Annotated in this window: 13 protein-coding genes and 1 riboswitch; of the genes, 1 reads left to right on the top strand and 12 read right to left on the bottom strand. The window is 35.8% G+C overall.

Features of this window, described 5'->3' with window-relative positions; all coding sequences use genetic code 11:
* Positions 1 to 82 precede the first annotated feature (82 nt).
* From ACQCPR_RS01500 to ACQCPR_RS01445, 12 genes are all read right to left on the bottom strand, one after another.
* Positions 83 to 778, bottom strand: coding sequence for a hypothetical protein (locus tag ACQCPR_RS01500; protein WP_427137970.1), 696 nt, complete (start codon positions 776 to 778; stop codon positions 83 to 85).
* Positions 775 to 1446: a hypothetical protein gene (locus tag ACQCPR_RS01495; protein ID WP_427137969.1), complete on the bottom strand. Its 672-nt coding sequence runs from the start codon at positions 1444 to 1446 to the stop codon at positions 775 to 777. Before ACQCPR_RS01495 ends, ACQCPR_RS01500 begins: the two co-directional genes overlap by 4 nt.
* A gap of 192 nt (positions 1447 to 1638) precedes the next feature.
* Positions 1639 to 1977, bottom strand: coding sequence for a YrdB family protein (locus ACQCPR_RS01490; protein ID WP_269922828.1), 339 nt, complete (start codon positions 1975 to 1977; stop codon positions 1639 to 1641).
* Positions 1978 to 1979: 2 nt separating this feature from the next.
* The gene (locus ACQCPR_RS01485) at positions 1980 to 2663 is read right to left on the bottom strand and encodes an MBL fold metallo-hydrolase (protein WP_340878775.1); all 684 of its coding nucleotides are present in this window, start codon (positions 2661 to 2663) and stop codon (positions 1980 to 1982) included.
* A gap of 12 nt (positions 2664 to 2675) precedes the next feature.
* Positions 2676 to 3293 carry a TetR/AcrR family transcriptional regulator gene (locus ACQCPR_RS01480; RefSeq protein WP_093495289.1) on the bottom strand — a complete coding sequence of 206 codons (618 nt, stop codon included), beginning with the start codon at positions 3291 to 3293 and terminating at the stop codon, positions 2676 to 2678.
* Between the two features lie 255 nt (positions 3294 to 3548).
* On the bottom strand, positions 3549 to 4313 hold the full coding sequence (locus tag ACQCPR_RS01475; protein WP_093495290.1) for a sporulation protein: 765 nt from the start codon (positions 4311 to 4313) through the stop codon (positions 3549 to 3551).
* A 265-nt stretch (positions 4314 to 4578) separates the two neighbouring features.
* Positions 4579 to 5490: a DUF2971 domain-containing protein gene (locus ACQCPR_RS01470; RefSeq protein WP_090569850.1), complete on the bottom strand. Its 912-nt coding sequence runs from the start codon at positions 5488 to 5490 to the stop codon at positions 4579 to 4581.
* 304 nt (positions 5491 to 5794) lie between these two features.
* Positions 5795 to 7849, bottom strand: a complete 2055-nt coding sequence (locus ACQCPR_RS01465) for a bifunctional diguanylate cyclase/phosphodiesterase (RefSeq protein WP_427137968.1) — start codon at positions 7847 to 7849, stop codon at positions 5795 to 5797.
* A gap of 238 nt (positions 7850 to 8087) precedes the next feature.
* A complete protein-coding gene (locus tag ACQCPR_RS01460) occupies positions 8088 to 9299 on the bottom strand; it encodes a glycine betaine/L-proline ABC transporter ATP-binding protein (protein ID WP_340878774.1) in 1212 nt (403 codons plus the stop codon).
* Entirely contained in the window at positions 9296 to 10156 is an 861-nt protein-coding gene (locus tag ACQCPR_RS01455; RefSeq protein WP_093495293.1) for an ABC transporter permease, read from the bottom strand. The genes ACQCPR_RS01460 and ACQCPR_RS01455 overlap by 4 nt, the downstream gene beginning before the upstream one ends.
* A gap of 76 nt (positions 10157 to 10232) precedes the next feature.
* On the bottom strand, positions 10233 to 11228 hold the full coding sequence (locus ACQCPR_RS01450; RefSeq protein WP_093495294.1) for a glycine betaine ABC transporter substrate-binding protein: 996 nt from the start codon (positions 11226 to 11228) through the stop codon (positions 10233 to 10235).
* A 442-nt stretch (positions 11229 to 11670) separates the two neighbouring features.
* Positions 11671 to 12630, bottom strand: a complete 960-nt coding sequence (locus ACQCPR_RS01445) for a D-glycerate dehydrogenase (protein ID WP_340878772.1) — start codon at positions 12628 to 12630, stop codon at positions 11671 to 11673.
* Positions 12631 to 12940: 310 nt separating this feature from the next.
* A riboswitch (TPP riboswitch) is annotated at positions 12941 to 13048 on the top strand.
* Between the two features lie 79 nt (positions 13049 to 13127).
* Between ACQCPR_RS01445 and ACQCPR_RS01440 the strand changes: the two genes are divergently transcribed.
* The gene (locus tag ACQCPR_RS01440; RefSeq protein WP_090569858.1) at positions 13128 to 13709 is read left to right on the top strand and encodes a YkoF family thiamine/hydroxymethylpyrimidine-binding protein; all 582 of its coding nucleotides are present in this window, start codon (positions 13128 to 13130) and stop codon (positions 13707 to 13709) included.
* The last annotated feature ends 1 nt before the right edge of the window (position 13710 follow it).

Genomic DNA, 13710 nt, shown 5'->3' with positions numbered 1-13710 from the left:
TAGAGTTATTTTAATCTTTCCGCAATAATTATGCAAGCGCTTGCATTAGTATGTTTTATTCTAATTTTATTCATTACAAATTCTAGTCTAGTTCAGATTCCTCTAAGAAATGGGTAAACTCAATATGTGTACCTCCCCCTGAGGAAGAAAGTCCATTTTCATTTCCTTCAGGATACGTAATTTGATCCGAGCTATTGTATGTGTTCCAACCAAAATAATACGGTGCGGCTGTTGGAGAAACGTTTAACGAATTAATTACTGAAGTCCACTCCTTAGAAAGTTTCATACTTCCATAAAGATTCTCTGATAAGGTAATCTCTTGCTCTAGTTGCACACCTGGTTCGTAGTGTACTTCATCATAATTAACTTCAAATCCTCTTTTATTTATTAAGTAGAACTTCATATAATTCACTTGATCCTGAGGTGGGTAGTTCCAAACAGCATGGTAAGTTGTCGGGTCTTTACTATTTATCTTCCAAACACGTATATCCCCATCTGTCGATACAAAAACCTCATGCCAGTTACGATTGTTCCACTCCCATAAACTAAACCCATACATTTCATGCTCTGTAATAAAGGGAACAAACACGTGGCGATCATCTAAAAAAACAGTATCTTGAATTACACTATTAGAAACTATCGAAAAACTATTACTCATCTCTTCAATTAGTTGATCGTCCGTAGGAAACGAGGTTGGTTCCGAAGTGTAGTACCAGAAGCTAACAAAAAGTATAATAGTACCAATTACTATAAATACAAGTAATTTTGGCTTCTTCATTTATTCCCCTCCTCTAACAAGGGATGCTCCGTCTGAAAATAGTATTGCTTATCCTGTGTAGTTATTAATATCCCTTTACCCTTTTCCTCTAGATAAACAGTAGTATGAAGTCCACTTCCCCATTTTGGATGTGTATTCTCTAGCATATAAGGAAAGCGTTCAGTTGTTTTATCTGATTCCATGACTGTCTCGTTGTACCAACTATGACTGAAGTAATTTTGTTGCTTAGCATCTTGTATTAAGTCTATTACGTTTTCTTTAAGAATAGTGCTTTCGTGTGCCGTTGGATGAGTATTAATAATATAGGCATCCTCCACATTTGAAATATATGTACTTGGGTCACCTGGCGGATAAAGTAGATAATTTATCAGTATTCCAACCACAAAGAGTATTAATAAAATAAAATTAGCTCCAAATCCCAACCATGCAAACATTCGATACTTTTGCCAGGTTTCTTTATTTTTACTTAACAACGCATATAATATCCATACTCCAAGGGGAAGAATAGAAATCTGGGCTACTTGACCAAAAACATCCAATTTAATTGAAAACGTAAAAAAACCTGCGAGAATAATTATGATTACTTTCCAAAACACAGGCTTTTCTAATTGCCTTTTATATAAACGTGAGGCTATTAATCCAATTATTATCCATCCAATAAGAATCATTACACTTTCAACAAATCCACCATTCCACCAAATAATAACTCACTCTTTTCTTCTATTATATGTTCTTTAATTCTACAGGACTTCCAATATTTCCTTCTTTACACTTGCAACAGTTACGTTCGACGTACCAGACATACTAGACCATGGAACCTAAAAAAGACCACAACATAATAGTTTTGGCCTTTAACATTTTCATTCCTCTATGGAGTACATTAAAATCATTTCTATTAAAACAACAAAACCAAAAATAATTGCTAGTTTACTTTTTCCTGTCGCAAATAGTGCAGTGGTTGCAAGTGCAAATACTATTATTTGAAGCAATATTCGAATAGGAATAGTCACCGCGAAAGTAGCTTTCGGAGCAATGAAAATCCCCCAAAATATTGCGACTAATAGTGGTGTTCCTATTCCAAATACAGTATTGATGAACCAGCCTTTGTTCATGTGGAAGCCCCAGTAAGAAAAAGCACCAAGCGCAAAAAGTTCCATAGCAAAAAACAATCCAAATACCGTATATTTGAATACCATCATACCTACTGACCTCCTAGCTTTCTCTCCATACTTTTTACGTACTCCTCTAGTTGATCGGAAGGTTGAAACACAGTATTTCCGTGACATACTTCTAGTTGTTTTGGCTTTAGTTGGCTTATTATACTAGCACTTGCTACAGCCTGCTCCATGTCTGCAGTGAAAGTAGCCATAGGCTGCTTAAGCTTTCCTTTTTTAGAAGTGAACAAATCACCAGCTAACAATACTTGGTCCTGTTCATGGTAATACACGACATGACCTGGGGAATGACCAGGGGTGAAATACGGGGTAAGTGCCCCCATTTTCTTTAGTTTTGTTAGGTCGTCCTCTAATAAAGGACTAACAATTGTTTTCGGAAGATTATTCTCCAACTTTTTACGTTTTGGGTAAACGACTTCACCCTGCATATAGGGGATTTCTACTGGATGTGCATACACTGGGACTTCATACTTTTTCAAAATTCCCTTTACTGCCCCGACATGATCTGAATGTCCATGTGTTAGAAGGATTCTCTGTAAAGGACCGACATTTAGTTGTTCCATAAAGTTAATGATTCCTTTTGTCATCATCGGCATTCCTGCATCTATTAATGTGATACCTTCCTTTTCAGCTACTACCCATACATGAATAGGAATGATCATCCATGTTTTCAAACTCCATATATGCTCAGAAATCTTTTTCACCTTCATCGTCATTGCCCCTTACTTTAATTTTTCTTGAAAGCCTATAAGTAAAACTTCTATCGAAAGGTTAAACGTAGGTATCAATCTTTCCATTAGTACATCGAGCGGTTCATGCTGATAGGAGTATGTACTTAATACTCCATTCAGTTGGTAATATAAAATTCGAGAAAATGCTAAAAGCTGTTCCTCATTTGAAATGGAGAGATTTTCTTGAATGGTAGATTTCAATAGTTCAAATATCGATATTCGAAGTTGATTGATTTGTAATTCAGGCTTTTCATCCACCCTAGAGGATTTCGCATTGAAAAAAATATCATACATATTACGGTTTTTTAAACAAAAGAAAATATATTCTAAACTAATTTCTTTAAGCTTACTTTCCGATGATATTGAATCTCCCCTTGAAATACCCTGCATTTTTTGATGTAGCTCTTTCAATGGCGGCAAAGATAGCTGGTGAAGTAATGTTTCTTTGTCTTTAAAATATAGATATATCGCTGTATGTGAACAGCCAGCATCCTTTGCAATTTCTCGTATTGTTACTGCATCATACCCTTTTTTCGCAAATAAGTTTGCTGCAGAATCCAATATTAACTTTTTCGTTTCTTCTGAACGTTGCTCCTGTTTACTCTTCATGTTACGGATCCTCTTTTCACTTTAACTAACCAGTGGTTATATTATAACCATTGGTTAGTTAAAGTGTCAATGTATTTGAAAACAAGCAAAAAACCTCAATAAAACCAGGCAAAAAGACACCCGCTCCGAGCGGACGCTTTCCGTGGGCACGGCTTCAGCCTGTTAAGCCCTTAGTTACTATTAAAAAAACACCCCCAACCATTTGAAATAGTTAGAGGTGCTATTATTTTATATGCAGTTAGAAGGAATAAAGTGCTATATCCCAATTGCTCGTTGTAGTTTGTCTTTAATAGTCGGTATGTCTTGTGCATTGATCGTTAATCGAATGAATTTCTCGTCCATTTCAAATGCCTCTGCTAACAGTCCACCTAGCCCTCTTGCTCTTCGGTCAACCTGCATTAAAATGTCAGCTGATTGGGAGGACTGGGACAGAAATAGGATTTCCAGCTCATCAAGTTTTGATCTATAGGCACCGCTGACCGGAACAAATTCAAATTCTTGTACAAATGGATATTGACTGCCTAATTTATAAGAGGCTTTCTCACATTCAACTTTCCGTAATTTAAATCCAAGTTGTTCAATCGCTTCTAAAATATGTGTAGCTAGTTTTGTTGGTCGTACGTTAATATAATCTTTATCTGTAGGATCTACACTATTTTTGATATCTAACCCTGTGCTAACCCATACACGGGTGTTACCATAAGTGACTGGTGCATCTTCAGGAAGCGTTAGCGAAAAGGGAATTATTTTCTTTTCATTTGCTCCAATTGTAAAGGGCTCAGTAACTTTAAATTTTTGAATGGCCGCTACATCCGTGTATTTTCGATCATTCGATTCACGAATATATGTTGTATTTACCGTTAAGTAAATCGCATCAATCTGTTGTTCTAAATTTCCGCCACTGACTTCCACTACACCCTGCATGATTTCTCCAGCAGTAAACTCTGATTTTTCTAGTTTCGTGTCTACTTTAGCCCCGCCAACCCCTACACTTGCTAATACTTTATTGAAAAATGACATATACATTCTCCTTTGATTTTAATAACACTTTTACGCTTTTACATTGTAATAGGTTTCACTTTGTTATAAAAAAAGAATCTGTTCCTATTCATCACCTAATTACTACAGCCCGAGTTACAGCCCGAGTCTTTTCAGATAAGCATTTTCAGTGATAAAATAACTTTCCTACTTGTATTTATGTAAATTTAATTCAATTTATTAGTATTAATAAATATAGAGCTGATTATTTGAAATACCTACATCTGGGTTCAAGGTAATTTCCTTATTAACGATAAGGAATATGCGATAGTTTAATAGGAACAGTTGGGTATCCTACATTTTTCAAATAATAATTGATACTTCTTGCTGTGAATTCATTGGTTCCAGAAGGACCGATAATGATTTGATTGACAGGAAGCCTATTGTCATTTTGAAGTACTTTGTTATGCGTCTCTAACTCAATATATGGCAAAATAATATTATCTCGTGCACGGAATTTGAGTTCATGCTGATACGACATACTCTTGGAGTTCGTCACAATAATTCGCCATTCCTTTTCCTCTGAAAAAGTAGCATGTTTAAACAGTGGGAGAAAGTATCCAATCGTTCTTGCCACTTCCTTTGGAGAGAACTGTGGTTTCACTCCACTTAGCTCTAAGCTAAGGAGCGAGACGTTTATAATTCTGCGAATAATTCTTTCTTGTAGCTTATGATCGTATATGACCTTTCTAGGAAAAAAGTTTTCTTCACTTAAATGAAAAGAAACATCAAATAAGGATGAAAAGTCAAAGCCAATAGAGATTCCATGCTGACTTCTGCTATATCCTCGCCACTGACTTAGTAGGTCTCCACTTTCACAAAATGACACTACAAAAATATCCGTATCCTGTTCCTCTAGAATCGTAAAAACTTCTTCTAAATAAGCTCTTCTAGGATTTTCTACCGGTAATTCTTGAATGAGCTTTTGTACGATACTTTCACAAACCTCTAACCCATGACTATATTCTTTCGAGTCATTCATAAACTTTATATGCGAAGCCCAAAAGGTTTTATTGCTAATTATTCCTTGCGCTCCTTCTAAATTTGTATAATGATATAAAGCTTTAATATTTTTGGTAAAGTATTTTTTGAATTCCTTACTGATTAAAGGGATAAGAGCCTTCATATCGATTTTTGAAATAGGGTTTTGCTCAGACATTTCAATAGCACCTCCTATACTTTTATAGTATCACTTCCCTCTTTTTATGTACAAAACTGGTAATTCGAAACAGGACCAGCTAAATAAACGAGAATTATATGATAAAAAGTCCACCTGATACGTAAATCAGCAGGATTATTATTCTTGAAAGTGTCGAGAACCCGGTGTTTACTGGACATTTTTATATACTTTCTTATCTTTTAAGAAAAACCAAGAGAATGACATACCCGGTTCTTTAAGATCAAAACCTATTTCTATGGGTTTTGTATATACTTCATCTAAAAAAACCAGAAATGGAAAGATTTCAATCTTCCATTCTGGTTTCTAGATACCACTTGATAAGGTCATGAGGTTTCATCGGTTTTGCAAAATAATATCCCTGAAAAATTGGATTTTTACTGGTGTTCGTTAAGAAATTTACTTGCTCCTTTGTTTCTACTCCTTCGATGACTACATTTAAGTCTAAAGATTCACCTAATGTAACAATAGCTTGGATAATAGCTGAATCTTTAGCAGAGGTCGGCACATCATCTATAAAAGATTTATCTACTTTTAAGGTTGATATCGGCATTTGCTTTAAATAAGAAAGTGATGATACTCCGGTACCAAAGTCGTCTAATGCGACAGAGAAGCCTTCTCTTCTAAATGCTCCTACCGCACGCATAGCTTCTTCCATATTCTCAACAAAGCTATTCTCTGTTATTTCTAATTCTATTTGCGATGGTTCCAGACCATAGTCATTCAGTTTCTGTGTTAATACTTTTAATAGTAGCGGTGAAGTTACATACTCGCCTGGTATATTAATAGCAATTTGCTGAAAGGAAATATCCTGTTGTTTCCAGTTAGCTATTTGTTGACACACTCTGTCTATTATCCAATCTGTCACTTTAATCATACGATGATATTCCTCTAAAATAGGAATAAAAACAGCTGGTGATAGAACTCCATACTTCGGATGGTCCCATCTTAATAATGTTTCAAGCCCTACAATATTTTGTGAATTTAAACGAACCTTCGGCTGGTAAACAAGAAACAATTCATCATCTCTCATAGCTCGGTTTATGTCTTCTGCTATTTCGCGTTCAAATGTATACGTATGAATATTAGAGTCATAGTAAACAATATCATGATTATACGTAATGGATGGATAGTTTAGAACTGCTAGAACATTTGTATAAATATTAGAAGCATCACCCAAATGATCTGTCTCAGATATTGCACATACGCCATATGAAAAAACTTCTTGATCCTTTACGAGTATAGGTTGACGAAGAACATCTGATATTTCCTTCAAAGCCTCTATTAGTTGTTTTGCACTATCCACATCCCTAGTTAGTAGAGCAATGCGATGCCCCTCAATTCGATAAATCTCTGTTTTTGACGGTGTTCTAGACTTGAAGAGATGTACTAAAGCAAGAATCACATCATCGCCGAAGGAATAGTCAAACTGTCTATTAATATATTCTAAATCATGTATATGCCAGACCGCTAAAACTTTAGGTGATTGAAGTTTTTTCTCAAACAATCGGCGATTTGGTAATTGAGTTAATGCATCATAATAGTTTGCTCTGTACTGGATGTAACGGTCTATCAAACTCGATAGTAATAATATACTCAAAAGCATAGCCATTCCCACTGTCACAATAACTGCTAGTCCATACATTTCTGTCATATGAGAATGAACTAAGTGTAATTCATACCCCTCTGGAATATAAAAGTTCATAGCAGCCATGCCCGTGTAATGCATACTTGAAATAGCCAAACCCATGATCAAGGATATTAAAAGCTGAATTATATAATTTATTTTATAGGATTGGACAGTTGAAAAAATGTAGACTGCAATTATAGAAACAAATATGGCAATACAAATAGAGGCTACAAACAGTAAAGGATCATAAGTATAAACAACATCCATTTCCATTGCATACATTCCTATATAATGCATAGAGGAAATTCCTGTCCCCATTGCAATCCCAGCGAAAGTATAAGACCAAAAGTTTCGTTGTGGAAGATTCGCCAAATAGAAAGCTATAAATGATGCTAGCATAGCTGGGACAATTGAAATTAGCGTAATAATATTATTGTAACTCATATTTACCGGTAACGAAAAAGCCCCCATCCCTACAAAATGCATAGACCATATACCAAATCCTAAACTGAGAGAGGCTAGCAATAACCAGAAATTCTTATGAAAAAAACTATTTTCTTTCGCTCGTTTATTCAATGACAGGGCTGTATAGGATGCCACCACTGCAATAACTATTGAAAATAATACTATTAACCCGGAATATTCCCCATTTATCTCCATATATGAATTATTCACAGGACTATTGTTATTAATATTGAATATATTCTCCACCCCTCTCTATCCTTTAGACTATATCACATCTATTCCTTAGTCATAAATTAAGCAAAATTTTAAAAAATTATCATTTTTATAATAACCAAATATATCTATTTAAGAGGAATAAAGAATACTAAAAAACAGTTTGCAACATGATCATCGATGCTTAAATAACGAGAAGACTGGCCTCGTATTAGCAAGTAGCTCCCGCCTTTTAACATTTAAAATTTTTTAAAAAAAACACAGAAACTAGTTAAAGTTTCTGTGCATCGTTTTGTTCATTGTTACTCTCACTAATGAGACTTGCTAATACATGAACCCTCAGTATGATTCCCTTAATGGTTTGTTCTTCATCCGTAACGACGATTGGATATTTCGAGTCTAATACGTACGGTATAATATCTTGAACATATTCATCAGGTAGTACGGTTTTAACTTCTGTAGACATGACTTCTTGTAATGTTTTTTTCTCTTTCAGACCATCAATTGCTTGGTCAACCGTTACAATTCCTTGCAGCTGGCGTTTGCGATCTGTAACGAAAGCACTTGAGATACCACTTTCTCGCATAACTTGGATAGCTACATTAAGTCCATCCTTTAAGGAAACTAAACCATATGGTTTGGACATGATATGCTCTGCCTGAAGAATTTTAGAGCGATCAATATCCCGAATAAATTCCGAAATGTAGTTGCTAGCCGGTTTTTCCAAAATTTCTTCCGGTGTGCCAATTTGTTCTACTTTTCCATCCTTCATCACCGCTACACGGTCACCAATTTTAAATGCCTCATTTACATCATGTGTAATGAAGATAATTGTCTTTTGTAATTTGTTTTGAATATCAAGCAGCTCTAATTGCATTTCGCGTCGAATTAAAGGATCCAACGCACTAAATGGCTCATCCATCAGTAAAATATCCGGATCATTAGCGAGTGCTCTTGCAATTCCTACTCGTTGGCGCATTCCACCAGATAATTCATCAGGATACTGATTTTCATATCCTTTTAGGCCAACCGTCTCTAAATGCTTTTGGGCAATTTCTCGACGTTCTGTTTTTGACATTCCTCGTATTTCCAAGCCATATTCAATATTTTCCAATACAGTTCTATGGCTAAATAATCCAAAATGTTGAAATACCATGGCAATTTTTTTCTGACGAAAATATTTTAATTGGTTTTTATTATATCCGACTACATTTTCTCCATCGACATAAATAGCTCCATAGGTTGGTTTGTTCAACAAATTTAGGCAACGAATTAACGTTGACTTTCCGCTTCCCGAGAGTCCCATGATGACAAAGGTCTCACCTTCCATAATTTCCATGGAGGCATTATAGACACCTACAGTGTGCCCCGTTTTTGCTAGAATTTCATCCTTTGGAACACCCTTTTCAATCATAGGGATGACTTTTTTAGGTCTTGGTCCAAAGATTTTAGATACATTTTCAACCTTAAGTTTTACTGTCATGCTGCATCCCTCCTATGTTTCTGAAGGCGGTTTGCAATTCCTCCTGTAATTCGGTCAATAATAATTGCTAGGAATACAATACTAATCCCTGCTTCAAACCCTAGCGAAATATCAATTCGATTTATGGCGTATAGTACACGTTCACCAAGACCTTGGGCACCAACCATGGATCCGACAACTGCCATCGATAGTGCCATCATTGTCGTTTGGTTTACACCAGCCATAATAGTAGGCAAAGCTTGGGGCAATTGTACTTTCATTAACATTTGGGAAGTAGAAGAACCAAAGGATTGTGCAGATTCTACTACTTCTTTATCTACATTACGAATTCCTAGCTCAGTCAATCGAATAACTGGTGGAAGTGCATAAATAATAGTAGCAATAACCGCTGGAACATTTCCTAGAGGGAAGAAGAATATTACTGGTATTAAATAGACAAAGCTTGGCATTGTTTGCATTGCATCCAAAACAGGTCTCATTATTGTCGACATTGTTTTACTAAATGCAGTCCCAACTCCTAGTGGAATCCCAATTACAAGAGAAAGTATAACTGAGATTAATACAATGGATATAGTGGTCATTGTTTCGGGCCACAAATCGAATGTACCTATTAGGAATATAAAGAGGCCAAAAAGAAGTCCTCCATATAAATTTGTAAAGTACCACCCTAAAAGAAAGATAATTATGATAAAAATCCACCATGGGATTGCTAAAAGACCTGCTTCTAGCCCCTTAATCATGGAAGAAGATATAACAAAGATAAAATCAAAGAATGCTTCAAAATTCATCGCTAAAAAGTCAATGAAATTTTCTACTACATCTCCAATTGGAATTCTTACTTCAGGAAATTCTGTCATACATTTTGGACTGTATCAAAAAGAACAGTCGCATACACCTCACTTTTTATGGTTAAATTACTATGATCATGAACCATTATTTCAAAGCTGCTTTCACTTTTTCTGCAACTTCTTCAGACACCCAAGTAGTCCAAATATCTTCATGCTCATTCATCCACCACTGTGCGGCTTCATCTGCTTCTACTTCGTTTTCATTCATATATTTTAATGCTTCTTCTGTTAGAGCATTACTAGTTTCATATTTGCTTAAGAAATCAGTTACGTCTTTTGCTTGCGTTGGAAAATCTTTGTGTACTGCGATTACAACATCATTCGGAGGAAATTCAGTTCCTTTAGATTCTTCCCAAGTTGCTGCATCATAAGGAGTATCCTCAAGTAATGTTAAGTCATAACTAGCTGTTACCCATGTCGGCGACCAGTAATACCCTACCCATGGTTCACCCTTTTTATATGCTCCCGCTAAATCTGCTACTATTGCAGAGTCAGATCCAGGTGCTAAGTAATTGTAGTTCGCGTCAAGGCCATATGTTTCAAGTTTCGTCTCCAAGTGTTCACTTACAGCCCAGCTAGAAGGTGCACCAATTATTCTACCTTTGGTGTTGTCTTCAGGGTCTTGGAAAATATCTGGATATTTCTCTAGGTCTTGGACAGTTTTCAAATCAGGTGCAACTGCTTCAATCCCTCTTTCTTTATCCCCTTTTATCACGTAAGTTGGAACATATAGTCCTTGCGTATTATCATTGAAATTAGTTGCTAATTTCACAATGTTTCCACTATCAATTGCTTTTTCATAAATCTCCTTTGTATTATCTGTCCATATCTCCATATAAACATTGATGTCCCCTTGTTCAAGTGATTGCAATGTAGCTGCCGTAGTTCCACTTGTAACCTCGGTTTCATAGCCATAACCTTCTTCGACAATTAATTGGGCTATACTATTGTGAACACGTATACTATCCCACCCTGCATCTGCAAATTTAATCACTTCAATACTGTCTTTGCTAGATTCACTACTACATGCACCTAGTACTAAAAATGCACACAAAGAAATAAACAACATAATTTTCCTCATTATTTTTCCCCTTTTCTCTATTTATTAAAATAGACACATAGTCCTACCCTCCAATACATACCCTTTTTTCTCAAGTTTAATCATTTGAATATTATTATAGAACTATGCCCCCAAATTTCCAAAATTCTGGTACGTCTATTTTATGAGTTCCCATGTTACTAGAGTTTATGAAGTGAAGCAAATAAGAGATGGTTAAAAACAGTATATTATTCAATAATTACGAGTAATAAGAATTATATTTACAGACTATTAGTTATAGAGTTATGGTATTTATTATGTAATTTAAGATATTTTTTGTAGGTATTATGATTCAATCTGGGATTTATTGAATTTTCTACTTTTAGGAAGGGATATTAAATGTAATTTCTATAAATGAGAGATAATTGGTTTTATAAATTAATAAAAAAAGTGGTCACTAAATTTTAGGACCACCGCTTAAGTATTATACAATTCTATTCTGAGGCTCTCTGTTTTCTAACACTGCTTCTATATCTTTTGCGTTCAATTGCATCATTGCTTGACGAGTTCGAATACTAGCACTGCCAATATGAGGCAACACAGTTACGTTAGGTAATGTCAACAAAGGATGATCTAACGGCACAGGTTCTTGTTCAAATACATCAAGTCCAGCAGCCCATATTTTTTTAGATGTTAATGCGTTAAATAGAGCTTGTTCATCTACAATGCCCCCTCGTGCGACATTAATAATTGTTGCAGTATTCTTCATAAGATTGAGTTCACGTTCACTTATAAGTCCTTTTGTTTCTGGAGTAAGTGGAGTTAGAAGTATAACAAAATCAGATTGCTTTAGTAAGTCGTCTAATTCAGCATAAGTAAAACCATACATTTCTTCCGCTTCTAGTTTTCTAGATCGATTATGATATAACACATTCATGTCAAAGCCTTTCGCACGCCTCGCAACTGCTTCTCCTATACGACCCATCCCAACAATACCAAGCGTTGCACCGAAAATATCCATGCCTGTATATTGCATTGGCGACCAGGACGTCCAATTACCTGAACGAATTTCTTGTTCTACTTCTGTTATTCTTCGAGCTGTCGCTAACAATAAAGCAAATGTTAAGTCTGCTGTTGTCTCTGTTAATACACCCGGCGTATTAGTTACGATAATACCCTGTTCTTTTGCAGCTTCCACATCTATATTGTTATAGCCAACAGCAAAATTACTAATTACTTTTAAATTTGACAGACTTTCAATTAGTGCACGATCGATATTATCAGATAGCATCGTCCATAAAGCATGTGCACCTTTAGCATTTATTTTTATTTCTTCATATGTCATCGCAATACTTTCGCTATGCCACATATGTACATCAAATTTCGCCCTTAAAGGCTCGACGATTTCTTCAGGTAGTTTACGTGTAATGTATATTTTGTCCATAACTTCTTCCCCCTTTGTTGTATTAACCAAATCATGGACGAAAGTACGAAATTTTGCAAACATATTTACATCTTTTAATAGCTACGTTATACTTTGGGCACATAAGAAAAGTGCGAGCACCTATGTTAGCTTCAACAATGTTCTTTTGCGATAAGCTTTGCGCAGAAGCAGGCTCTGGATAGAAATTCACGTAAAGACGTCCTTATGCCTTTGCTGAAATTCCGAAGCGTCTCAAGCGAGCTAGGTGCTGAACTAGATAGATATGCGTAACAGCACATATTTTCTAGTCTTTTAAAAAACTACATACCGTTTTCTGCACTAGGGGTGCCCACTTTGGCTGTGATGAGAGCTTTTTAGCTCCGATCCCTTATTACTCGATCAGGATAATACCTGCGTGAGGAAGTGCGGTGACTTTCCTAATATTTTTGTATTGGATTAGTGACTGCATCTTCACGGATGTGGCCTTTTTTTATGAAAAAATTTAGGAGGTTTTACAAATGGAATGTGGATTAAGCCCAATTATCGGATTTCGTTTTTCGTTACATCCGATGAACAATGATTTTATTAAGGTAATTAAAGAAGCTTTGAAGGAGACGGATACGTCGAATGTGTGGATGCATACGGATGATGTGTCGACAGTCATTCGCGGGAAACAAGTGCACGTGTTTAATGTAGCAAAAGCTCTAACTTTACATGCAGCTAAAACAGGTGTACATGTTGCTTTATCTGGCACTTTCTCTGCTGGTTGCCCAGGTGACTCTGCTGGAGATGCCTATCTAGATAAGGGCGATATAATCGCCAACACAGATATTACAAAACAATATGTTTCCTCTCAATTTGCGCTATATCCGATGAATAATCCCAATTACATGGACGTTATTTATCGTGAAGTAGATCGTGCTAAAGAACAAGGTGTATTCAATGAATCGATGCACTATGCAAGTGGTATTCATGGTGATATACACGATGTGTTTGCGTTTTATGAAGAAGCATTCACGAATGCACGCTCAGAAAAACATAAGCATTTGGTCATGACAGTTTCTATGAGTCTTAATAGCCCTTCTCACGGAGGTCGCTGAT

The sequence above is a fragment of the Psychrobacillus psychrodurans genome, from assembly GCF_050209195.1.
Taxonomy (GTDB): Bacteria; Bacillota; Bacilli; order Bacillales_A; family Planococcaceae; genus Psychrobacillus; species Psychrobacillus psychrodurans.
The sequence above is the reverse complement of the archived record's forward strand: the minus strand, read 5'-3'. Positions and strand labels throughout refer to the sequence as shown.

Coding starts and splice junctions, on each gene's coding strand:
- ACQCPR_RS01500 (WP_427137970.1), bottom strand. CDS start 778: ATGAAGAAGCCAAAATTACTTGTATTTATAGTAATTGGTACTATTATA.
- ACQCPR_RS01495 (WP_427137969.1), bottom strand. CDS start 1,446: ATGATTCTTATTGGATGGATAATAATTGGATTAATAGCCTCACGTTTA.
- ACQCPR_RS01490 (WP_269922828.1), bottom strand. CDS start 1,977: ATGATGGTATTCAAATATACGGTATTTGGATTGTTTTTTGCTATGGAA.
- ACQCPR_RS01485 (WP_340878775.1), bottom strand. CDS start 2,663: ATGAAGGTGAAAAAGATTTCTGAGCATATATGGAGTTTGAAAACATGG.
- ACQCPR_RS01480 (WP_093495289.1), bottom strand. CDS start 3,293: ATGAAGAGTAAACAGGAGCAACGTTCAGAAGAAACGAAAAAGTTAATA.
- ACQCPR_RS01475 (WP_093495290.1), bottom strand. CDS start 4,313: ATGTCATTTTTCAATAAAGTATTAGCAAGTGTAGGGGTTGGCGGGGCT.
- ACQCPR_RS01470 (WP_090569850.1), bottom strand. CDS start 5,490: ATGTCTGAGCAAAACCCTATTTCAAAAATCGATATGAAGGCTCTTATC.
- ACQCPR_RS01460 (WP_340878774.1), bottom strand. CDS start 9,299: ATGACAGTAAAACTTAAGGTTGAAAATGTATCTAAAATCTTTGGACCA.
- ACQCPR_RS01455 (WP_093495293.1), bottom strand. CDS start 10,156: ATGACAGAATTTCCTGAAGTAAGAATTCCAATTGGAGATGTAGTAGAA.
- ACQCPR_RS01450 (WP_093495294.1), bottom strand. CDS start 11,228: ATGAGGAAAATTATGTTGTTTATTTCTTTGTGTGCATTTTTAGTACTA.
- ACQCPR_RS01445 (WP_340878772.1), bottom strand. CDS start 12,630: ATGGACAAAATATACATTACACGTAAACTACCTGAAGAAATCGTCGAG.
- ACQCPR_RS01440 (WP_090569858.1), top strand. CDS start 13,128: ATGGAATGTGGATTAAGCCCAATTATCGGATTTCGTTTTTCGTTACAT.